The organism is Enterococcus camelliae (assembly GCF_042685105.1).
In the GTDB taxonomy this organism is placed as follows: domain Bacteria; phylum Bacillota; class Bacilli; order Lactobacillales; family Enterococcaceae; genus Enterococcus_G; species Enterococcus_G camelliae.
In genome coordinates this window covers 47,391-67,367 of the sequence record NZ_JBHUMO010000052.1, presented here as the reverse complement: position 1 = coordinate 67,367, position 19,977 = coordinate 47,391, and the positions used below count along the sequence as shown (strand labels likewise).

22 protein-coding genes and 2 tRNA genes are annotated in these 19,977 nt (G+C 37.2%); 2 read left to right on the top strand and 22 right to left on the bottom strand.

What is annotated here, in order from left to right; all coding sequences use genetic code 11:
* A partial coding sequence (locus ACFSR0_RS08950) for an ISL3 family transposase (protein WP_379982006.1) occupies positions 1–1,026 on the top strand: 1,026 nt, incomplete at its 5' end.
* Between the two features lie 144 nt (positions 1,027–1,170).
* On the opposite strand, the gene ACFSR0_RS08945 is transcribed toward ACFSR0_RS08950, so the two are convergent.
* The 12 genes from ACFSR0_RS08945 to ACFSR0_RS08890 all read right to left on the bottom strand — a co-directional run bounded on the left by ACFSR0_RS08945 (position 1,171) and on the right by ACFSR0_RS08890 (position 13,634).
* Positions 1,171–1,446: an HU family DNA-binding protein gene (locus ACFSR0_RS08945; protein ID WP_007208657.1), complete on the bottom strand. Its 276-nt coding sequence runs from the start codon at positions 1,444–1,446 to the stop codon at positions 1,171–1,173.
* A 428-nt stretch (positions 1,447–1,874) separates the two neighbouring features.
* Complete coding sequence (locus ACFSR0_RS08940) at positions 1,875–2,942, bottom strand: IS30 family transposase (RefSeq protein WP_379982003.1); 1,068 nt, start codon at positions 2,940–2,942, stop codon at positions 1,875–1,877.
* 169 nt (positions 2,943–3,111) lie between these two features.
* Positions 3,112–4,422 (bottom strand): ribosome biogenesis GTPase Der, encoded by a 1,311-nt coding sequence (gene der / locus ACFSR0_RS08935; protein WP_379982001.1) that lies wholly within the window; start codon positions 4,420–4,422, stop codon positions 3,112–3,114.
* Between the two features lie 141 nt (positions 4,423–4,563).
* A complete protein-coding gene (gene ftsX / locus ACFSR0_RS08930; RefSeq protein ID WP_379981999.1) occupies positions 4,564–5,448 on the bottom strand; it encodes a permease-like cell division protein FtsX in 885 nt (294 codons plus the stop codon).
* A complete protein-coding gene (ftsE, locus tag ACFSR0_RS08925; protein WP_379981997.1) occupies positions 5,441–6,127 on the bottom strand; it encodes a cell division ATP-binding protein FtsE in 687 nt (228 codons plus the stop codon). Before ftsE ends, ftsX begins: the two co-directional genes overlap by 8 nt.
* A 102-nt stretch (positions 6,128–6,229) precedes the next feature.
* Positions 6,230–7,337, bottom strand: a protein-coding gene (gene prfB, locus ACFSR0_RS08920; protein ID WP_379981995.1) for a peptide chain release factor 2 whose coding sequence is annotated in 2 segments (ribosomal slippage) — positions 6,230–7,264 and positions 7,266–7,337 — 1,107 coding nt in all. Because the reading frame shifts where the segments join, the coding sequence is not laid out codon by codon here.
* A gap of 72 nt (positions 7,338–7,409) precedes the next feature.
* A complete protein-coding gene (gene secA, locus ACFSR0_RS08915; RefSeq protein WP_379981993.1) occupies positions 7,410–9,914 on the bottom strand; it encodes a preprotein translocase subunit SecA in 2,505 nt (834 codons plus the stop codon).
* Between the two features lie 166 nt (positions 9,915–10,080).
* A complete protein-coding gene (gene hpf / locus ACFSR0_RS08910) occupies positions 10,081–10,623 on the bottom strand; it encodes a ribosome hibernation-promoting factor, HPF/YfiA family (protein ID WP_379981991.1) in 543 nt (180 codons plus the stop codon).
* 124 nt (positions 10,624–10,747) lie between these two features.
* Positions 10,748–11,425, bottom strand: coding sequence for a ComF family protein (locus ACFSR0_RS08905; protein ID WP_379981989.1), 678 nt, complete (start codon positions 11,423–11,425; stop codon positions 10,748–10,750).
* On the bottom strand, positions 11,415–12,719 hold the full coding sequence (locus tag ACFSR0_RS08900; RefSeq protein ID WP_379981987.1) for a DEAD/DEAH box helicase: 1,305 nt from the start codon (positions 12,717–12,719) through the stop codon (positions 11,415–11,417). The genes ACFSR0_RS08905 and ACFSR0_RS08900 overlap by 11 nt, the downstream gene beginning before the upstream one ends.
* Before the next feature lie 270 nt (positions 12,720–12,989).
* On the bottom strand, positions 12,990–13,307 hold the full coding sequence (locus tag ACFSR0_RS08895; RefSeq protein ID WP_379982008.1) for a PTS sugar transporter subunit IIB: 318 nt from the start codon (positions 13,305–13,307) through the stop codon (positions 12,990–12,992).
* A gap of 36 nt (positions 13,308–13,343) precedes the next feature.
* Positions 13,344–13,634, bottom strand: coding sequence for a DUF7662 domain-containing protein (locus tag ACFSR0_RS08890; RefSeq protein WP_379981985.1), 291 nt, complete (start codon positions 13,632–13,634; stop codon positions 13,344–13,346).
* Positions 13,635–13,735: 101 nt separating this feature from the next.
* Here ACFSR0_RS08890 and ACFSR0_RS08885 point away from each other — a divergent pair, with 101 nt between their 5' ends.
* Positions 13,736–14,380, top strand: coding sequence for a YigZ family protein (locus ACFSR0_RS08885; protein ID WP_379981983.1), 645 nt, complete (start codon positions 13,736–13,738; stop codon positions 14,378–14,380).
* 1 nt (position 14,381) lies between these two features.
* Here the strand turns inward: ACFSR0_RS08885 and ACFSR0_RS08880 are convergent, their stop codons facing one another.
* The 10 genes from ACFSR0_RS08880 to ACFSR0_RS08835 all read right to left on the bottom strand — a co-directional run bounded on the left by ACFSR0_RS08880 (position 14,382) and on the right by ACFSR0_RS08835 (position 19,893).
* On the bottom strand, positions 14,382–15,086 hold the full coding sequence (locus tag ACFSR0_RS08880; RefSeq protein WP_379981981.1) for a GntR family transcriptional regulator: 705 nt from the start codon (positions 15,084–15,086) through the stop codon (positions 14,382–14,384).
* Positions 15,087–15,124: 38 nt separating this feature from the next.
* Positions 15,125–15,295 carry a hypothetical protein gene (locus ACFSR0_RS08875; RefSeq protein ID WP_379981979.1) on the bottom strand — a complete coding sequence of 57 codons (171 nt, stop codon included), beginning with the start codon at positions 15,293–15,295 and terminating at the stop codon, positions 15,125–15,127.
* A gap of 79 nt (positions 15,296–15,374) precedes the next feature.
* Positions 15,375–15,446 (bottom strand) — tRNA-Gln (locus tag ACFSR0_RS08870).
* A gap of 1 nt (position 15,447) precedes the next feature.
* A tRNA-Tyr gene (locus ACFSR0_RS08865) sits at positions 15,448–15,531 on the bottom strand.
* Between the two features lie 74 nt (positions 15,532–15,605).
* Positions 15,606–15,836, bottom strand: coding sequence for a DUF2969 domain-containing protein (locus tag ACFSR0_RS08860; RefSeq protein ID WP_379981977.1), 231 nt, complete (start codon positions 15,834–15,836; stop codon positions 15,606–15,608).
* A gap of 84 nt (positions 15,837–15,920) precedes the next feature.
* Positions 15,921–16,565, bottom strand: coding sequence for a CBS and ACT domain-containing protein (locus ACFSR0_RS08855; protein WP_379981975.1), 645 nt, complete (start codon positions 16,563–16,565; stop codon positions 15,921–15,923).
* Between the two features lie 4 nt (positions 16,566–16,569).
* Positions 16,570–17,271, bottom strand: coding sequence for an ABC transporter ATP-binding protein (locus ACFSR0_RS08850; RefSeq protein WP_379981973.1), 702 nt, complete (start codon positions 17,269–17,271; stop codon positions 16,570–16,572).
* A complete protein-coding gene (locus tag ACFSR0_RS08845; protein ID WP_379981971.1) occupies positions 17,271–18,047 on the bottom strand; it encodes an ABC transporter ATP-binding protein in 777 nt (258 codons plus the stop codon). Before ACFSR0_RS08845 ends, ACFSR0_RS08850 begins: the two co-directional genes overlap by 1 nt.
* The gene (locus ACFSR0_RS08840) at positions 18,025–19,005 is read right to left on the bottom strand and encodes a branched-chain amino acid ABC transporter permease (RefSeq protein WP_379981969.1); all 981 of its coding nucleotides are present in this window, start codon (positions 19,003–19,005) and stop codon (positions 18,025–18,027) included. Before ACFSR0_RS08840 ends, ACFSR0_RS08845 begins: the two co-directional genes overlap by 23 nt.
* Before the next feature lie 9 nt (positions 19,006–19,014).
* The gene (locus tag ACFSR0_RS08835) at positions 19,015–19,893 is read right to left on the bottom strand and encodes a branched-chain amino acid ABC transporter permease (protein WP_379981967.1); all 879 of its coding nucleotides are present in this window, start codon (positions 19,891–19,893) and stop codon (positions 19,015–19,017) included.
* Positions 19,894–19,977: the final 84 nt, after the last annotated feature.

Genomic DNA, 19,977 nt, shown 5'->3' with positions numbered 1-19,977 from the left:
ACTCAGTGCCATCATACGTTTTCTGCCAAAACCTATTATGTAGCGGAAAATTGTTACATTTCACAGGCCTTAAAATTTGCGATTGCTGTGGATTTGAAGAAAAAAATCTCAATGAAGGATATTGCACAGCGGTATTTTGTTTCCACAAAAACCGTTGAGCGCGTCTTAGACAGCTTCTTTGAAGAGCCACGAAAAAAAATCAATTCTCTTCCCAAGCATCTTCTAATTGATGAATTCAAAGGAACGCGTGATTGTGAAGGAGCGATGTGCTTTATTATTAGTGATGCTGATACTGGAAAAATCTTTGATATCTTAGATGATCGGCGCAAATTCAAGTTACGGGCATACTTCCAACGATTTCCCTTAAAAGCCAGAAAACGTGTGACACACATCGTGATGGATATGAACGCCTCTTACGATGCAGTGACGAAAGAAGTCTTTCCAAATGCACGACTCTCTATCGATCGCTTCCACATCATCCAACAAATGACGCGTGCATTTAATACCCAACGAATTCAGACAATGAAGCAGCTAAAGAAAAGCGATCCACAAGCGCAAAAAGATTACCGAAAGCTGAAAAAATATTGGCGAACAATCCTAAAGAAAAATACGAAACTAAACGACACCTCTTTTAAGCAATTTCCCCTCTTCCAAGGGAAATACATGACGGAGTCAGAGGTGCTTGATTACCTACTCTCTATAGATAACCAACTACGACAAAGCTATGAAGTCTATCAAGAGTTATTAGCTGCTTTTGATGCAAAAGATTTTACTGAATTTTTCAATCTCATTGAATCATTGCCACATTCCTTGAATGATGGGTTTAAAAAGGCAATTTGTTATCTGAAAAAGCACACAGAAGCCATCACAAACTCCTTAAAATATCTCTATCCCTATTCAAACGGAAAATTGGAGGGAAAGAATAACCTCATCAAAGTAATCAAAAGAATTGCTTTTGGATTTCGGACTTTTCGTCATCTTCGGATGCGTGTCCTGATTCAACAGAACATCTGTGAAATCATTTAATAACGCAAAAAAGGAAATGCCGAAGCATTTCCTAACATACGATTTGAGCAAAACAACAGCAATTGACAAAGAACCAATATAAAACAAAGAGGATAGTCAAGACTATCCTCTTTGTTATTCATCTTCAAAAAAAATATTAAAAGATTACTTAACAGCGTCTTTTAATGCTTTACCTGGTTTAAATGCAGGAACTTTGCTTGCAGGAATCTTGATTTCTTCACCAGTTTGTGGGTTACGACCTTTACGTTCTGCACGTGTACGAACTTCAAAGTTACCGAAACCGATCAATTGAACTTTTTCTCCGTTTGCTAAAGCTTCTTGAATTGATGAGAAAACTGCGTCTACAGCTAAAGTTGCGTCCTTTTTAGTAAGGTCTGTTGCTGCAGCAACTTTTTCGATTAATTCTGCTTTGTTTGCCATGGAATATTTTCACCTCCTGATTGAATACTTGTTCTCTACTTACTTTCTATTACTTGAGTGGTCCAAGCAATAGTAAAAATATTGACCTTTGTCATCAATATTCTGTTAATACGTTATCATAAGAATGCCTTAATATCAAGGATTTTAGCGATTTTTAACCGTTTTTTTTTTGAAAAGAACGATTGCTTAATTGCAATATCAAATGCATAAAAAAATCAAAAAACCTTTATAGACAGCGAATTACTCAATAATCCAGTGTTACCAACGGTTTAACCCTTGTCTGGCAGTAAGATGCCTCTTACCATTTTTTGGGTGGATTGTTGGTGGTTCTGATTCAAAAGAATAGGTTGGTTGGGTCAAGAGAAGAAGCGAAGCGGCTCTTGACTCAGTCAATCTATTCTTTTATCCTACGGAACCAACGAACCACCTTATGCGGTTTTTAATTTTGCCAGTTCTTCCTGAAGTCGTTCTGCAGGTGTTGCGTAGCCCATTATTTTTCTTGGTCTGTTGTTGATTGTATCGGTTATTGCGTGTAAGTGCGAGTAGGGCAAGGGTCTCAGAGTGACACCCTTCGGGATAAATTCCCGGAGCATACGATTATGTCTTTCATTTGTACCTTTTTCCCAAGAGGCATACGCATGGGTAAAGAATACCTGAACACCCGAGGAGCTTTCTTCGATGAGAGATAGCGTGGAAAATTCAGATCCGTTATCCGTGGTTAGCGTCTTGAATTGTTCTAGCCCTTGTTTTTTCATTAAATCAAGTACGCCTTTTTGAACCAATGCGGCGCTTTTCCCCCAAACTTTTTTTGTGAGAAAGTAGCGCGTTTTTCGTTCAACCATCGTGATGATGACGGGCTCATTTTTTGTTTTCTTCCCTAAGACCAAATCAACTTCCCAATGTCCAAAGGTTTCTCTTGATAGTACTTCTGGCGCACGTTGTTCAATACTGCGGCCTAAGTGTCTAGCATTGCGGCCTTTCGGTGCTGAAACTGTTTTCTTTCGTGGTCGCATCCTGGTCTTCATAGGTAAATCAATGTTACGAATTGAGAGCACAGCAGCATTGATCAACGCATAAACGGTCTTCGTGCATGGCACGCGTTCCTCCGGATGCGACTTCCTATAGGATTGCACAAACGTATCCACACTGTGAAGCCGTAGCCCATTCTTGGGTACTAGCTTTTCTGACAAAGCAGCAAGAAAGGCTGAAGAATACTTATGATGATCTCTCGCATGCGAGTTTGCGCGATTTTCTTTATAGACTCGTGCACCTGAGACGGCAATATACTGTTCGTAATAATTGCGTTGATAGTCAAGTTGGCGCGTTTTTCCGCGTCTCAATTCGCGGGAAACAGTCGATTGACTGACTCCTAATTCGCACGCCATTTCAGCTTGTGTATAGGTACCGCATTTCGCCAGTTGTTCTAATTTTCCACGTTGGATGTCAGAAAGGTGCTTAAAGTGACGCTTTTCTGTGGTATAATTGGCTTTAGTCATGTAGATACCTCTTTCATACTTATGGTTTTGTCGCTTTTAAGTATAACGTATCTACATGATTTTTTTGTTTATTTCTTTATGCATTTCATTTTACAACTTACCGAAAAGAACGATTCATTTTGAATCTCTTATTTTTCTTTGAAAAAAAAATCAATCTGTGGTAAAATCACTATTTTCTTCTTCTTGGTATGATACGAATTGGGGTTCCTTCAAAGACAAAGGCCTTCCGAATCTGATTTTCTAAAAAACGTGCATAAGAAAAATGCATCAACTCTTCTTCATTTACAAAGATAACGAAGGTTGGTGGCTTTACAGCAACCTGAGTCGCATAAAAAATCTTTAGTCTTTTCCCTTTATCTGTTGGTGTCGGATTAATTGCTACCGCATCCATAATCACATCATTTAGAACAGCAGACGGCACTCGCATATTTTGATTCATACTAACCTTTTCGATTAATTCAGGTAATTGACTTAAACGTTGTTTTGTTTTGGCCGAAACAAATAGAATTGGCGCATAGTCAAGATATTGAAATTCCTCACGAATTTCTTTTTCAAAATCGCGCATCGTATTGGTTTCTTTTTGAACCAAATCCCACTTATTGACAATAATGATGATGCCTCTACCCTCTTCATGAGCATAACCAGCTATTTTTTTGTCCTGCTCCCGAATTCCTTCATCCGCATTAAGGACCACTAAAACCACATCGGAACGCTCGATTGCTCGCATCGCACGCATCACACTATACTTTTCAGTAGACTCATACACTTTGCCTCGTTTTCGCATTCCTGCAGTATCAATCATTGTAAATTCTTGGCCAGAATCACTTGTAAAGTGCGTATCAATAGCATCCCTTGTTGTCCCTTCGATGTCAGAAACGATCACACGATCTTCCCCCAAGATGGCATTAATCAATGATGATTTACCAACATTTGGTCTACCAATTAAGCTGAATCTTATTTTGTTCTCATCAACTTCTTCTTGATCCTCTTTAAAGTACTTCACAGCTTCATCTAAAACGTCTCCTAGACCAAGCCCGTGGCTACCTGAAATAGGGTAAGGTTCTCCTAAACCTAGTGAATAGAACTCATAAATTTCTGCTCTCATTTCAGGATTATCTACTTTATTCACTGCTAAAATGACAGGCTTTTTGCTCCGATATAAAAGCTGAGCCACTAGCTCATCTGCATCCGTAATTCCTTCACGGATACTTGTTACAAAGACAATAACATCGGCCTCATCAATCGCAATTTCTGCTTGGTGTTTGATTTGCTCCATAAACGGTTCATCACCTAAATCAATTCCACCTGTATCAATGATACTAAACTCTTTTCCAAGCCATTCCCCTGTAGCATAGATACGGTCGCGGGTCACTCCTGGTGTATCTTCAACAATCGAGATTCTTTCTCCAGCTATTCGATTAAATACTGTAGATTTTCCGACATTTGGTCGTCCTACGATTGCAATTGTTGGCTTTGCCATATTTTTACCTCCATCTAATCAGATCTTATCTAGTTTACCTAAAGCTTTTGTTCCTTGCAAGTATTCTCCCATAAAAAAATTCCGAATGAGGTTTAAAAGACAGCCACATCTTTAAACTTCATTCGGACACCTACTCGTAAATTAAACTTTTAAAAAGCGGCGCATTGAAATAACAGAACCAATTGATCCAATGACCATCCCTAAAATAAGTACACCAACTGCCACTGGGAACATAAATTCATTTGGTGTGACCAATGAATAATTTGACCGTAGCATAATAGGGTTAGCGATGGAATAAAATTTTTGATAACCAAAAATGATTATCAAAACAGGAATAACCGCCCCTAATAGACCAATCCAACCACCTTCTAAGAAAAACGGCCAACGAATATATCCGTTTTTAGCTCCCACAAGTCTCATAATTTGAATCTCTCGTTGACGAGACAAGATGGTGATTCGAATGGTATTGGAAATTAAAAACATTGCAATAAACACAAGTAAAATCGAACCAACAAGTCCCCAAGTTCGTACACCTTTGGCAATACTGAAAATTTTATCAGACAAATCATCACCATAACGTGCGTCTTGAACATAAGTAGTCATTTTCTTAGCTTTTGCTGTAATTCCTTTCACATACTGAGGATCAGTTGCACTGACAATATACACATCATGCAAAGGATTATCTTGCTCAAAAAGGTCCCAAGACTTACCATAGCTTCCCTTTATTTTTTCTAGTTGGGCATCTTTACTAGAAAACGTAATTGATTTAACATGATCAATTGCTTTCAATTCTTTTTCTAATTCTTTCTTATCATTCTCATTGGCTCCTGTAACAACAAAAACAGAGACATCCACATTATTTTCCATATCATCAGCTAATTTAACAGCATTTAGGATAATTGCTGCAAAAACAGCTAACAAACTAAGTGTGATTGCAACTGCACTGATCGAGGAAACTGACATCCAGCCATTTCGTTTTAAACTCTTTATGCTTTCTAATAAATGGCGGAAAAATCTTCTAATCATCGTATCCGTACTCTCCTTCCGCCTGATCTCGAATAATACGTCCGTTCTCAATCGCAATTACCCGATGACGAATGGTATTTACAATCGTACTATTATGTGTGGCCATAACGATTGTCGTTCCTTGAGAATTAATCCGATCCAATAATCTCATAATTTCCCATGAATTCTCCGGATCTAAATTTCCGGTTGGTTCATCTGCGATTAATACTTTGGGCATGTTTACAATGGCTCGTGCAATACTTACTCGTTGTTGTTCTCCACCAGAAAGTTCACTAGGGAAAACACGTACCTTATGCTTTAAACCAACCAAATCCAAAACTTCCATTACTCTTTTTTTGATTTCGCGTGGTTTTTTGCCAATTACTTGCATTGCATACGCAACATTTTCATAAACAGTTTTTTTCGAAAGTAATTTATAATCTTGAAAGACAACTCCTATTTCTCTTCTTAAATAGGGAATTTCTCGATTCTTTATTTTTAATAAGTCATAACCGGCAACTTTTAATGTTCCTTTCGTTGCTTTCTCTTCTCGATACATCAATTTGATAAACGTTGATTTTCCGGCACCTGAAGGCCCAACAACATAAACAAATTCACCTTGATTAATCGATACGGATATGTTTCGGATGGCGGTCGTACCGTTTGAATATTTTTTCAAAACATCCTGCATTTCAATCATGGCTTTTCACAAATCCTTTCTTCGTCTGGAGACATTATACCATTGCATTATTGCAGCTAATTTTCAGCAAGTTACAAAAAGATGTCAATTTGTTAACTTTTTTTACGCTTGATTTAATTTTTGCTTTAAATACGCATCAATAAACCCATCAATCTCGCCGTCCATCACTGCTTGAACATTTCCTGTTTCATAGTTGGTACGATGATCTTTTACCATTGAATATGGATGGAAGACATAAGAACGTATTTGCGAACCCCAACCAATTTCCATTTGTTCCCCTCTTAATGCTGCTGCTTCTTGTTCTTGTTTTTCCAATGCTAGTTGGTATAATTTGGCTTTTAACATTCCCATTGCTTGTTCTCTATTTTTTAATTGAGAACGTTGCGCTTGACTAGCAACCACCGTTCCAGTAGGCAAGTGAGTAATACGAACAGCAGATTCCGTCTTATTAATATGTTGACCACCTGCTCCACTTGCACGGTAAGTATCAATTTTTAGGTCATCTGGATTGATGCCGATAGCAATCGTATCATCTAACTCAGGCATCACATCCACAGAACAAAAAGAAGTATGGCGACGATTTGCCGAGTCAAAAGGTGAAATTCTCACTAAACGGTGGACACCCTTTTCAGATTTTAGATAGCCATATGCATTTCGCCCCTTAATTAAGAGGGAGACACTCTTAATCCCCGCTTCATCACCTGGAAGATAATCAAGTGTTTCCACTTGAAATCCTCTTTTATCTGCCCATCTTTGATACATTCTTAAAAGCATGCTGCCCCAATCCTGGGATTCGGTGCCTCCTGCTCCTGGATGCAGTTCAATGATTGCATGATTGTGATCATACGGGCCATCTAACAACATCGCTAATTCATAAACATTCATTTTTTCACGAAGTTCACTTGATCGTGTGAATAGTTCAGATTCCATTTCAGCATCTGATTCTTCTTGAACCATCTCAAGCAAAACGTCCAAATCTTCCAGTTCACTCTCAAGTTCATGAAACTGATCGAAAGCCTCTTTATTACTATTATTTTCATTGATAATTTTCTGTGCATTTTGCGTATCATCCCAAAATCCGGGCTCAGCCATTCGATGTTCTGCTTCTGCAATTCCTTCTTCCAATTTATCTAAGTCAAAGAGACCTCCTAAAACTATTGATTTTTTGGTGCATGTCATTTAACTCATTTTTAATTTCAAAAACTTCCATTTTCATTTCCTCCAATATACTCTTTGGCATAAAAAAGCTGGACAACGACTGCTGACCAGCTTTCTGTGGCTTTTAAATCCCTTTACCATGACAATTTTTGTATTTTTTTCCACTACCACATGGGCAAGGATCATTTCTTCCAACTTTCTTCACATGAACGGGTTTTTGCGGAGCAGCTGGTTCTTCCTGCTCGGCTTCTCCTTGAGCGACTTGTTCGCGTTGAATATTTTGACGAATTTCAGCTTTCATAAATAGCCGCGTCACTTCATACTCTATTGCACCAACCATTGCCTCAAACATCGAATATCCTTCAGTTTGGTATTCAACCAATGGATTGTTTTGACCATATGCCCGTAACCCAATTGATTGGCGAAGTTGATCCATTGCATCAATATGGTCCGTCCACTTGGAATCGACTACTCGTAAAATTACGACCTTTTCAAATTCAAGCAACTGTTCCGGACTATTCAATTGTTCGGCTTTTTTATCAAAAATAGTTTTTGCTCGATTGTATAAATCATCTTTGATTTCTTGAACGGTCTTTCCCGTTAATTGATCAACAGAAATACTATCTTCATGCACCAGTGCACTACTTGCAAAATCAACGATTCCCTCATAATTCCACTCTTTTTGGTCTAACTGGGTATGACTGTCAACCATTCGGTCAATCGTTCGACGTACCATACCAAGTAATTGATCAGAAAGTGTTTGATCTTCCATAATCACTTGTTGACGCTGTTTATAAATCACTTCGCGTTGTTCACGCATCACATCATCATATTGTAAGACATTTTTCCGTGTATCATAGTTATTTCCTTCTACACGTTTCTGAGCTGACTCAACTTGTTTGGTCAACATACGACTTTGAATAACCGCGTCTTCCTCGTCTATTTTCAAACGTTCTAAAAATGATTTGATTCGTTCCGAACCAAAACGTTTCATCAAATCATCTTCTAATGAAAGATAAAATTGAGAAATACCTGGGTCACCTTGACGTCCTGATCGACCACGAAGCTGATTATCAATTCTTCGCGATTCATGTCGTTCAGTCCCAATAACAGCAAGTCCTCCAACTTCAGCAACACCTAATCCAAGCTTAATATCTGTACCACGACCAGCCATATTTGTAGCAATTGTGACAGCGCCCTTTTGACCAGCATTCAGAATGATTTCCGCTTCTTTAAAATGGTTTTTGGCATTCAATACTTCATGGGGTACTTTTTCTTGGTTTAATAAATTAGATAGCAACTCTGACGTTTCAACTGCCACAGTCCCCACTAATATAGGTTGTCCTTTTCGATAACGTTCTTTAATATCTTGAACAACCGCTTTGAATTTACTTTCTAAAGTTGGATAAAGTAAATCTGCTCGATCATCACGAATAACAGGCCGATTGGTCGGGATTTGAATAACTTGAATATTATAAATTTCCCGGAATTCTTCTTCCTCTGTTTTCGCTGTACCGGTCATCCCAGCTAGCTTTTTATACATTCTGAAAAAATTCTGGAACGTAATGGTTGCCATTGTCTTGGTTTCATCTTCAATCTCAACGCCTTCTTTGGCTTCGATTGCTTGGTGTAAGCCGTCAGAATAACGACGACCATCCATAATACGACCAGTAAATTGGTCAACAATTAAAACTTTATTTTCCTGCACCACATAGTCAATATCACGAATCATAATGTAGTTTGCACGCAAAGCTTGATCAAGATGGTGTGTCAACGCTGTATTCTCGATATCATACAAATTGGTCAAACCAAAGTTCTCTTCTGCTTTTTCAATTCCTAATTCAGTAAACCCAATTGTTTTTGATTGCAAGTCGATTTTGTAATCATCTTCTTCTTTGAGTTTCTTGACAAAGTTATCCGCACGAATATATAAAGCCGTCGATTTCTCAGCTTGTCCAGATATGATAAGTGGTGTCCGTGCTTCGTCGATTAAAATTGAGTCCACTTCATCGACAATCGCATAATTCAACGGTCTTTGAACCATCTGATGACGATAAACAACCATATTGTCACGTAAATAGTCAAACCCAAGTTCATTATTTGTGCTATAAGTAATGTCACATGCATAAGCAGCTCTTTTTTCTTCAGAAGACAATGAATTAATGTTTAGTCCAACCGTCATCCCCAAGAAATTATATAACTCACCCATTTCAGTAGAGTCACGTGTTGCTAAATATTCATTTACAGTGACAACGTGCACTCCCTTTCCGGATAAAGCATTTAGATAAACCGGCATAGTAGCTGTCAACGTTTTTCCTTCACCAGTACGCATTTCGGGGATGTTACCATCATGCAACACAATCCCACCCATTAATTGCACATGATATGGATATAGTCCCAGTACACGTTTCGCTGCTTCTCGCACAACTGCAAAAGCTTCTGGTAATAGTTGGTCCAATGTTTCTCCCGCATTGAAACGGTCCCGAAATTCATTCGTTTTTGCCTGGAGTTGTTCATCACTTAAAGCAGCCATTTGATCAGCAAAGGCCTCAACTTTTTTGGCAATATGGTCTAATCTTCGAAGTTCTTTTTTATCATTTTCAATAATTGTTTTTAACAAATTGGCCATTCGTATATAATTCTCCTTCAATCCTTTTTCAAATTCATATGAAAGTCTCCAAACCATTTTATCATTACTTGTCAAGAATTGAAATATTTTCTATCGATTAAGTTACGGATAATCAAAAAAAGGCACCCCAATGACAACTAGGAGTGCCTTTTTAGAATCAAAATGATTAATTTGTTTCAATCAACCCATACTTTCCATCTTTCCGACGATACACAATACTTGTTCCATTTGATTCTGCATCTTCAAAGATAAAGAAATTATGACCCAACATATTCATTTGCAAGACAGCTTCTTCACTATCCATTGGTTTCAATGAAAGTCTCTTTGTACGGACGATTTCCAACTCAGCTACTTCTTCCTCTTTTTCAAATGGAGGAATTGCAATATTATCAGGAATAACTACCTCACGAGATTTCCGGTTAATTTTTGTTTTAAATTTTCGTATTTGGCGTTCTAGTTTATCAACTACCAAATCAACACTTGCATACAAATCTGGAGAAGTTTCTTCAGCTCTTAATACAAGATATGGAAGTGGAATCGTTACTTCGACTTTTGCCGTTTTGTCAGAATACACTTTTAGGTTTACGTGTGCAGTCGCATCTGGTACATCACTAAAGTAGCGTTCTAACTTGCCAACTTTTTTGACTACGTAATCTCTGATTGCTTCTGTAACCTCGATATTTTCTCCACGAACATTATACTTAAACATAACAATTGCCCCTTTCATCTACCAATTCAAAAGAAATAAAGGACCACTCTTATTTCTTTCTACACTAATAGTATAACCAAAAGAATAAGAAAAGTAAAAGAAATCGTTAACAAATTGAAAAAGTCTATCGTGCCAATGAGAATGTTTTTATTTTCACCCTAGTCAGCTCTTTAAAACAGTCAATTGCATGCAACATTGTTCGACCAGTTGTATAAACATCATCAACAATTAAAATTGAACAATCGGTCATTTTATCTGTCCATGAAAGTTCAAAAGGTTGACTCATTTTTAGGCGTTCTTCTTTCGTTTTTTCACTTTGGGGTGAAAGGTCATCTCTTTTACTCAATAATAATTGGTACGGTACTTTCGCCGCTTTCAATATTTCCTCCACTTGGTTATACCCCCGCTCTTGTTTTCTTTTATTTGATAGGGGGATTGGACATACAATGTCTACCTTTTGCTTATGAATTGCTTTATTTAACTCCTTGGAAAAGGTCGAGGCCAACTGAATATCGCCTAAAAATTTAAAACGGTATATCCACTCTTTCATTCCTTGATTGTACTGATACAAGGCTGTATGTTGAAAGTGATATTCTGGATATAATTTTGCCCATTTCTCACAATCTGAACAAATCATTTTGGTTGATTGTTGTCTGGAACAATATGGACAACAGTTCTCATCAATTCGCTGAAATTTTTTTTGGCATTCAACACAAATTTCTGGATAAATTGCTAAGGGTAACAAGCATTCGACAATTGTTAAATTTCGAATAATTGGCTTTCGACAGTACTTACAGTCCATCTCTTCTTTCCTCCAATGCTAATTGATTCATCCATTTTATCTCGTATATGGCTTCTCTCATTGCAGTTGTTTTTCGATTAAAAATAAAATAGATTTCCCCATTTCTTTGGTTTCCTTTTCGATCAACACGCCCAGCAATTTGAACCAAACAAGATTTGGTATAAATGCGATGATTCGCGCCGATAACAATAACAGAAACCTGCTCAAACGTCACCCCACGTTCTAAAATGGTACTGGTAATTAGAATCTTAAATGACTTTTCTCTAGCAAGTTGAACTTTTTCTTTTCTATTTGGGTCCTCCGAATGAACGGTTGTCATTATTTGCTCGCCGTAGATACCCACTAATTGTTTATATAGTTGGTGCATATATAAAATACTGGGGCAAAAAATAAGTACAAATGAATGATCAATTAATCTATCCACTAATTCCACCAGTTTTCTTTTAAACCAAAAATGTTGACAATTTGACCAATTATTTTGCCAAACTAATTTAGGTACAGGTAAAGGCCGACCGTGGTATCGTCTTGGTAGCTTGAGAATTTCTGTATTCGTTCTTAAATGATTCAGTAAAAATTTAGACGGAGTTGCTGTCAAGAAAAGCATGCGTCCATTTTCTTTTAATGCATTCTTGCTTGCAAACATCAACATTGTATTTCCTTCATAAGGAAATGCATCTGCCTCGTCAATAATTAGCAAGTCAAACGCATGATAAAAATACAATAATTGATGCATCGTACAAATGGTTAAAAAACAAAATCGATAGTTTTCTTCTGAATTTCCATGTAAAAGTAATGGATGCTCATTAGGGAAGGCTTCAGCAATTCTCGGAAATAACTCGCGACAAACATCAATTCTAGGTGAACAAACTGCCACTCTCCCACCACTTTTCAACGCATGTTTGATTAATGGAAAAATCATTTCGGTTTTTCCAGATCCGGTTACAGCCCAAATTAATGAATCATTACTGCTTTGATAGTTTGTTATAATTCGATCCGCAACTTTTTGTTGACCAACCGTTAAGACTCCCTTCCATTGAAAATCAATTTTTCTTGGTTGATAAATACTTTGTTCGTTCCAGACTAAATAATCCTCCGTCGTCAGCCTTCCGTAATGAATACACTGCGGACAATAATAGGTTCCCTTATATGGCAAATAGAATTCTTGTGCATGAGACACTGAACCACAACGATTGCAAATGAGCGATTCTCCCTCTTTTATCAATGCCAGTCGCATGTAGCTACCAGATGGAAGAACTGATTTGTGACATACTTCTAATCTCCCAATATCTACCAAAATTTTTCCCTCCCTTAAAAGATACGCAAAAAAAAACACCTAACGTCCTTCTACTGTAAAAAAACAATAATCGAACGGTGGTGAGCTTTCTTGCTAAGCAGTTATCTATTTCTTTCAAAAGAGTTTCGCAGATTTCCTTTCTACAAGCCAATGAATCTTGGAAAAACAATCTTGCATATTTCGTCTACATATTATGAAAAAACAGCTATCTTTTTACATTTCCTAGTAACACATCTTCTAAAAACTAGACTGGCTAAAAATTCATGAAATTTAGTTTTCAGCCGAAATTCCCAATAACTTCATTGCCTTATAAAGTATAGTTTCCCCATCTAACAATCCATAATCCTTCATATCAATGACAACCAAAGGAATCTGGTCTATCTCCGTTAGAAGTGCTAGATCCTTTTTCATGTATCTAACTTGAGGACTGAGTAAAACGATATCGGGTTTTCTTTTTTTGTATTCATCGATTGCCTGATGCGCATTGATTGCCAAAACATCGATCCCCAGGTTATTTGAAAAAATGGTCTTCACAATTTTCGTAACCAAAATATCCGTGGTCAAACCTGTACTGCAAACCAACATCATCCTCTTCAAATTTTTTACTCCTTTTCATTTATAGTTTCATTTTTCTAAAAAAATTGAATTTGATTTTAATAAAGGGACAAACACGACATATTCTTTGCTCAAATTAATGTGTATCACCTCATAATTGGCATTTAACCACGCATACGCCCCATTTTCCGGGTGACGATAATCATTGGCCCACCATTCAGTTGAGGATCGGGCGGTTTTAGGCAATCCCGCCGAAGGAAAAAGAAGCTCATCAAATTGAGTAAAAGTTAATGTAACTTGACTCCCTCCATTGTTTTTTAAATAATGGGTAATGACATCGTATTTCTTTTTTCTCTCCATTTTATCGCCACCTTCTCAAGACCAATAATCCTCAATCTCTCCCAATCAAGTTGAAAACAACAAAATGATTGTCTATACTTACTTGAAAAGGAGGGAATTATTTGAACCAGACTTACATTACGATTGCAAAAGATGAAACAACTGAACAAATTATCAAAAAATCACGCTTTATTTGCGCACTTCATCGAGTCACTAATGAAGAAGAAGCTCGAGAAATCATTTCAACTACTAAAAAAATGCACACAAAAGCAAACCACAATTGCTATGCTTTCATTGTAGGCGAAACGCCCGAAATTCATCGTTCAAGTGACGATGGTGAACCTAGTGGAACGGCTGGTGTCCCCATTTTAGAAGTATTAAAAGCACAACAAGTTAAAAATACACTCGCAATTGTTACGCGCTATTTTGGTGGTACAAAATTAGGAACAGGGGGGTTACTGCGCGCCTATGCACATGCAACAACCTCTACTTTAACTAAAGCGGGACTCGTCCAACGACGTTTAGAATATACTGCCACTGCTTTTGTTGACTATTCCTATTTAAATCAAATCAATTATTTTTTTCAAAGCAAACAAATTAAAGTTATTTCGACCGATTTCTCTGATAAAGTTGCACTTACCATTGCATCTGATCAGCTACCTGTGATAAAAAAGGAACTTATTGAATTACTAAACAATAACATTCAGTTCGAAGATGGACCGAGAAAATACTATGAATATCCGATTGAGGCAACGAATAGCAGATAGATTATTTCTCCAAATAAAACTCAAATCGTGAACCGACATATTGGGTACGCACATATTCAAACGGTGTACCATCTTCAAAAAAAGAGGTTTGTCGCAAACGTAAAACAGCCTCACCACGTTTAATATTTAAAAAATCAGCAATTTTTTCAGAAGCAATAGTTGCAGAAATTGTCTGATTTGCTCTTCCTATTTTATACCCTTCATCTTCTAAAATTCGATAGAAAGAAGTCGTAATCGCCTCTTTTGTAAAGTGATTAATCAGATACTCGGGTATTGAGGCTATCTCAAAACAGATTGGAACACCATCAGCATAACGAATTCTTTCCATCCGTAATACCTGTTGCTTTTCATGCAACCGTAACTTCTCAATTTCGCTTGAACTAGGAGAAGTAACAAAATAAGAGGTTACTTTACTAGAAGGAGTTCTCCCTTGCGATAACATAATCTCCGTAAAGCTCGTTGTTCCCGTCATTTTTTCTTGTACTTTTTGATTTGCTACATACGTTCCCGAACCAACTTTTCTTTCTAAGATACCTTCATCGGATAGATTTTGAATTGCTTGTCGAAGAGTCATCCGACTAACGCCAAACTGAATTGATAACTCACGTTCTGAGGGAATGCGGTCTCCTATCTTCCATATGTTTTCTTCTATTTTACGTTTCATTTCGTCATGTATTTGAATGTAAATAGGTGTTTGCTCAGCCATACTCTATCTCCCTAATTTCTGCAACAAATGAACTTCTTCTATTTATTTTTCGCATGCCATTTAATTTTTTGTTGAGTAGCTTGTGACTTTCCCTGTTTCGTTTTGAAGCCCATTTTTTGTTTGGATTCTTCAAAATCCTTTTTTGATAAATCATAAACTTCCAGTGCAGCTTCGCGAATAGCCAATTTGACTTTTTTACTAATTTTCATAGTAATCCTCCTTTAAAATAACATTTTTACCAAAAATAAAGGGAGCATCGAAATTTCGATACTCCCTTTATTTGCAAGACTGGGGTAGCTGGATTCGAACCAACGCATGAGGGAGTCAAAGTCCCTTGCCTTACCGCTTGGCTATACCCCAATGGTGGAGGAGAGTGGATTCGAACCACTGAACCGAAAGGAACGGATTTACAGTCCGCCGCGTTTAGCCACTTCGCTACTCCTCCAATGTTGTCTGAATAACCCGACTTCGTTATAATACAACATTATATAACGCATTGCAAGTAGAATATCAATTTTTTTAATCTTGTAAATTCCATTGACGAATAAATAATTCTAAGGCATCATCCATACTTTTTGCACTTCCACAATTATCTTCACCAATAAATACCTGAAAATCTTTTGGTGTGTACACCAAAATTTCACCAATCTTCTTTTTTCCTAAGTAAAGTTCCCCTACATCATAACTTTTGCCTTTTAATTCTTTTGTTGTTTCCTCAAATCGAATTTCTGTATCTTTATTTTTTCGCATTTTCCCACCTCACAAATATTTTAGCATATATCATTCATAAAAAAAACAGGTGACCATTTTTACAGCCACCTTGATTATGCTTTATCAAATATTCGTTAAAACAGCATCCACCACTTGGTAACCAGCTTGCTCAAATAATTGCCGAATTTCTGCCACTTGTTTTGAAACAACTTGAAATTCTACTATCGTGCCGTCAACTTTTCTGTTCACAACAATTGTTGAAATGCTCATTTCGTGATCAGCTAAGATTTTAGCCAAGTCAGCAATCACCCCTGACCGATCTTTCGCAATATTCACACTGATTCTTGTTCCACCTTCATGATAGCCAGTTATCTTCAAAAATGCGTCAAAAATATCATTGTTGGTAATAATCCCAACTAAATTACCTTCATCCATTACTGGTAAAACCGCAATGCTATTCGCACGCATTTTTGCAATTGCATCTTCTAATAACGCATTCGGTTGAATGGTCAAGACGTCCTTAATCATAATATCTTCTACTTTTGTTTTGTTGATTAAATAGTTTAATTCATACACACTCAAAGTTGTTGCCTTAGAAGGTAACGCCGCTTGAATAACTCCTTCAGTAATGAGTCCTACCAAATGATCGCCTTCTAACACTGGCAAACGGTGAATGCCATTTGCTTTCATTAAATCAATTGCATCAAACACCGGTGTTGATGGTGTTACGGTCACAACTTTTTTTGTCATAAAATCACTAACACTCATGGTTTTATCCTCCCAAGTATGCTTTCTTCACGGCCTCACTCGCTAACAGTTCTTGGCCTGTTCCTTCAAGTACTATTTTCCCAGTCTCTAAGACATAGCCTCGATTAGCAATTGATAGTGCCATTTTTGCATTCTGTTCAATTAATAAAATAGTTGTTCCTTGTTTTTGTATTTCTTGAATAATGGAAAAAATTTCCCTTATAAAAATAGGGGCTAGTCCCATGGAAGGTTCATCTAGTAGGAGTAGTTTGGGTTTTGACATCAGCGCTCGCCCCATTGCCAACATTTGCTGTTCCCCTCCTGATAAAGTTGCCGCATCTTGATTTTTTCGTTCCTTTAAAACTGGAAACTTATTAAAAACTTGTTCATAATCTTGCTTTACCTGCTTATCTTTTCGTAAAAAAGCACCCATTTCCAGGTTTTCCTGTACCGTTAATCCTGGAAAAACGTGACGCCCTTCAGGTACTTGAGATAAGCCCGAAGCAACAATTTTTTGAGGCGCTAATTTCTCAATTTCCTTTTTTTCAAAGATAATCTTCCCTTTTGATGGCCTTGTTAATCCAGAAATAGTTCTTAGAATGGTTGTTTTTCCTGCACCATTTGCCCCTATTAAAGATACAATTTCTCCTTGATTGACGTGAAATGAGACATCATGAACAGCCTGAATCATCCCATAGTGGACAGATAAATTTTCAATCTCCAACATTATATATCGCCCCCTAAATATGCTTGGATTACCTTCGGATTATTTTTGATCTCACTTGGTGTTCCATGAGCAATAACTTGTCCATATTCCAAGACATAAATACGTTCACAAACGTCCATTACTAAACTCATATCATGTTCAATCAATACAATCGTTATTTGAAATTCACGTTGAATCTTCCGGATTAATTGTGTCAATTCAGCTGTTTCTTGTGGATTCATTCCTGCTGCTGGTTCATCAAGAAAAAGAATTTTGGGTTGTGTTGCCAAGGCTCGAACAATTTCCAATCTTCTTTGTTCTCCATAAGGAAGATTCTTTGCCAGTGTATTCATCTTGGTATCAAGTCCAAAAATTTGAAGAAGTTCTTTCACTTTCGTCAACATTTTGGTTTCTGTTTGATAATATTTGGGCAATCTAAAAATACTTGTAAAGAAACCTTCTTTATTTTTTGAATTCATCGCCACAAGTACATTATCTAAAACAGTTAAATCTTTAAACAGACGAATGTTTTGAAACGTTCTGGATAAACCTAAATTGGCCACCTTGTATGGTTTCATACCATTCAGCCGCTCTTCTTTGCCACCAACTTTTAATAACACATCACCGGAACTAGGTTCATATACTCCTGTTAGAAGATTAAATAGGGTTGTTTTTCCTGCACCATTCGGACCAATTAAACCAATCAATTCATTTTCTTCAACTGAAATCGTTACATGGGAGACAGCAGCCAAGCCACCAAAATTTTTGGTCAAATTATTTACTGTTAGAAGTGCCATCTAAATCTCCCTCCTTCTTACTAAAACGATTGAACAACCGTTTTACTGAAAACTCCCAAGTACCGAGCAGGCCACTTGGTTTGAAAATCATGATACCTATTAAAGCTAACGCATAGATAATCATTCGTAGGCTACCAAAATCTTGCAAGTACATGTTTAAAATACCTAGCACAATTGCTGCTAAAACGGATCCTGTCGTACTCCCTAGGCCACCAAACACGGCAATAATAAGGATATCGATGGATTTGTTAAAAGTATAGTCACTAGGGAAAACGGATTGTTGATAACTTGCATACAACGTTCCTGCCAGACTCGCTAGCATGCCTCCGAAAACAAACGCAATCACTTTGTATTTGGTCGTATTCACTCCCATTGATTCAGCAGCAATTTCATCTTCTCTCACTGAAAGGGTAGCACGTCCACCACCACTATTAATAAAATTGGAGACAAAAACAACCGTCAACGCTGCAAAAATAAACACCAACTGCCAGTTACTAAACTCAGGAATCCCAAAAATACCTGAAGGACCATTCGTAAGCCAACTATTATTGACAATCAAAATCCGGATGATTTCTGAAATCCCCAAGGTTGCAATAGCAAGATAGTCCCCTTTTAATCGCAATGTTGGTGTTCCGACAACAAACGCTACAATTCCTGCAAATAGCATCCCTACGATAATCGATAAAAGAAAACCACCAAAAGTAGGATTTTTCGTTGTGATAATTGCGCTCGCATATGCCCCTATGGCCATAAAACCAGCATGACCTAATGAGAATTGACCTGAAAAGCCAATAATCAAGTTTAAGCTAACCGCCAAGATAATATTAATTCCAATATTAACAATAATCGCATCCGTAAAAATATTAATAAAACCACCACTATACAAGCCAAATAACACAAAATAGATAATCAATGTAAGTAGCAACCATGTAATGTTGTACTTCAAATTCTTTTTCATTTATGCCACCTACACTTTCTCTTTAATATTTTTTCCTAAAATGCCAGCTGGTCGAACAAGTAAAATGATAATGAGTACTACATAAACCAACGCATCTTTGTAGTCGGAAAATCCCAAAGCAGTAGAGATTGTTTCAATGAGTCCAATAACAAATCCCCCAATAGCAGCTCCTGGTATAACACCTATGCCACCCAAAACAGCCGCAACAAAAGATTTCAAACCTGGTACAACCCCCATCATAGGATCAATGGAATTATAGTACAACCCAATCAACATTCCTCCTGCAGCCGCTAATGCGGAACCAAGAGCAAATGTAAATGAAATGGTCCGGTTCACATTGATTCCCATCAATTGAGCCGCATCCGTATCCACACTCACTGCACGCATTGCTTTACCCATTCTTGTTTTTTGAATGATTAACTGCAACAATACCATCAATAAAAGTGATACACCAAGAATCAATAACTGTATGTTGCTCACAGAGATAAACCCAAGTTGGTAATTATGGCGTGTGATGACCTGTGGAAATGGACGGGTATCTGGTTTAAAGAAATAAATCATCACATTTTGCAATAAATATGAAACACCAATAGCTGTAATTAATGCGGAGATTCGTGTTGATTTTCTTAGAGGACGATAAGCCAGAAATTCAATAACCACACCTAAAATTGCACAACCAATCATTGCGATTAACATCGAAGGGAAAAAACCAAAACCTAATTGTTTGATTAAGAAATATCCAATGAAACTACCTATCATGTAAATCTCACCATGCGCAAAATTAATTAATTTGATGATGCCGTAAACCATTGTATATCCTAGAGCCATTAACGCGTAAATACTACCGAGAAAAAGCCCGTTTATGACTTGTTGTATTAATACTTCCATCTCATCACTTCCATTTTTTTATTGTCAAGAAAAGGGCTACGACAAAACCACTAAGATTTTGCCCCAGCCCCGCTACTCACTTAC

Excerpts from the sequence above, each read along its gene's own strand:
- ACFSR0_RS08945 (WP_007208657.1), bottom strand. The coding sequence starts at position 1,446 with ATGGCAAACAAAGCAGAATTAATCGAAAAAGTTGCTGCAGCAACAGAC.
- ACFSR0_RS08940 (WP_379982003.1), bottom strand. The coding sequence starts at position 2,942 with ATGACTAAAGCCAATTATACCACAGAAAAGCGTCACTTTAAGCACCTT.
- der (WP_379982001.1), bottom strand. The coding sequence starts at position 4,422 with ATGGCAAAGCCAACAATTGCAATCGTAGGACGACCAAATGTCGGAAAA.
- ftsX (WP_379981999.1), bottom strand. The coding sequence starts at position 5,448 with ATGATTAGAAGATTTTTCCGCCATTTATTAGAAAGCATAAAGAGTTTA.
- ftsE (WP_379981997.1), bottom strand. The coding sequence starts at position 6,127 with ATGATTGAAATGCAGGATGTTTTGAAAAAATATTCAAACGGTACGACC.
- secA (WP_379981993.1), bottom strand. The coding sequence starts at position 9,914 with ATGGCCAATTTGTTAAAAACAATTATTGAAAATGATAAAAAAGAACTT.
- hpf (WP_379981991.1), bottom strand. The coding sequence starts at position 10,623 with ATGTTTAAGTATAATGTTCGTGGAGAAAATATCGAGGTTACAGAAGCA.
- ACFSR0_RS08905 (WP_379981989.1), bottom strand. The coding sequence starts at position 11,425 with ATGGACTGTAAGTACTGTCGAAAGCCAATTATTCGAAATTTAACAATT.
- ACFSR0_RS08895 (WP_379982008.1), bottom strand. The coding sequence starts at position 13,307 with ATGATGTTGGTTTGCAGTACAGGTTTGACCACGGATATTTTGGTTACG.
- ACFSR0_RS08890 (WP_379981985.1), bottom strand. The coding sequence starts at position 13,634 with ATGGAGAGAAAAAAGAAATACGATGTCATTACCCATTATTTAAAAAAC.
- ACFSR0_RS08880 (WP_379981981.1), bottom strand. The coding sequence starts at position 15,086 with ATGGCTGAGCAAACACCTATTTACATTCAAATACATGACGAAATGAAA.
- ACFSR0_RS08875 (WP_379981979.1), bottom strand. The coding sequence starts at position 15,295 with ATGAAAATTAGTAAAAAAGTCAAATTGGCTATTCGCGAAGCTGCACTG.
- ACFSR0_RS08860 (WP_379981977.1), bottom strand. The coding sequence starts at position 15,836 with ATGCGAAAAAATAAAGATACAGAAATTCGATTTGAGGAAACAACAAAA.
- ACFSR0_RS08855 (WP_379981975.1), bottom strand. The coding sequence starts at position 16,565 with ATGAGTGTTAGTGATTTTATGACAAAAAAAGTTGTGACCGTAACACCA.
- ACFSR0_RS08850 (WP_379981973.1), bottom strand. The coding sequence starts at position 17,271 with ATGTTGGAGATTGAAAATTTATCTGTCCACTATGGGATGATTCAGGCT.
- ACFSR0_RS08845 (WP_379981971.1), bottom strand. The coding sequence starts at position 18,047 with ATGGCACTTCTAACAGTAAATAATTTGACCAAAAATTTTGGTGGCTTG.
- ACFSR0_RS08840 (WP_379981969.1), bottom strand. The coding sequence starts at position 19,005 with ATGAAAAAGAATTTGAAGTACAACATTACATGGTTGCTACTTACATTG.
- ACFSR0_RS08835 (WP_379981967.1), bottom strand. The coding sequence starts at position 19,893 with ATGGAAGTATTAATACAACAAGTCATAAACGGGCTTTTTCTCGGTAGT.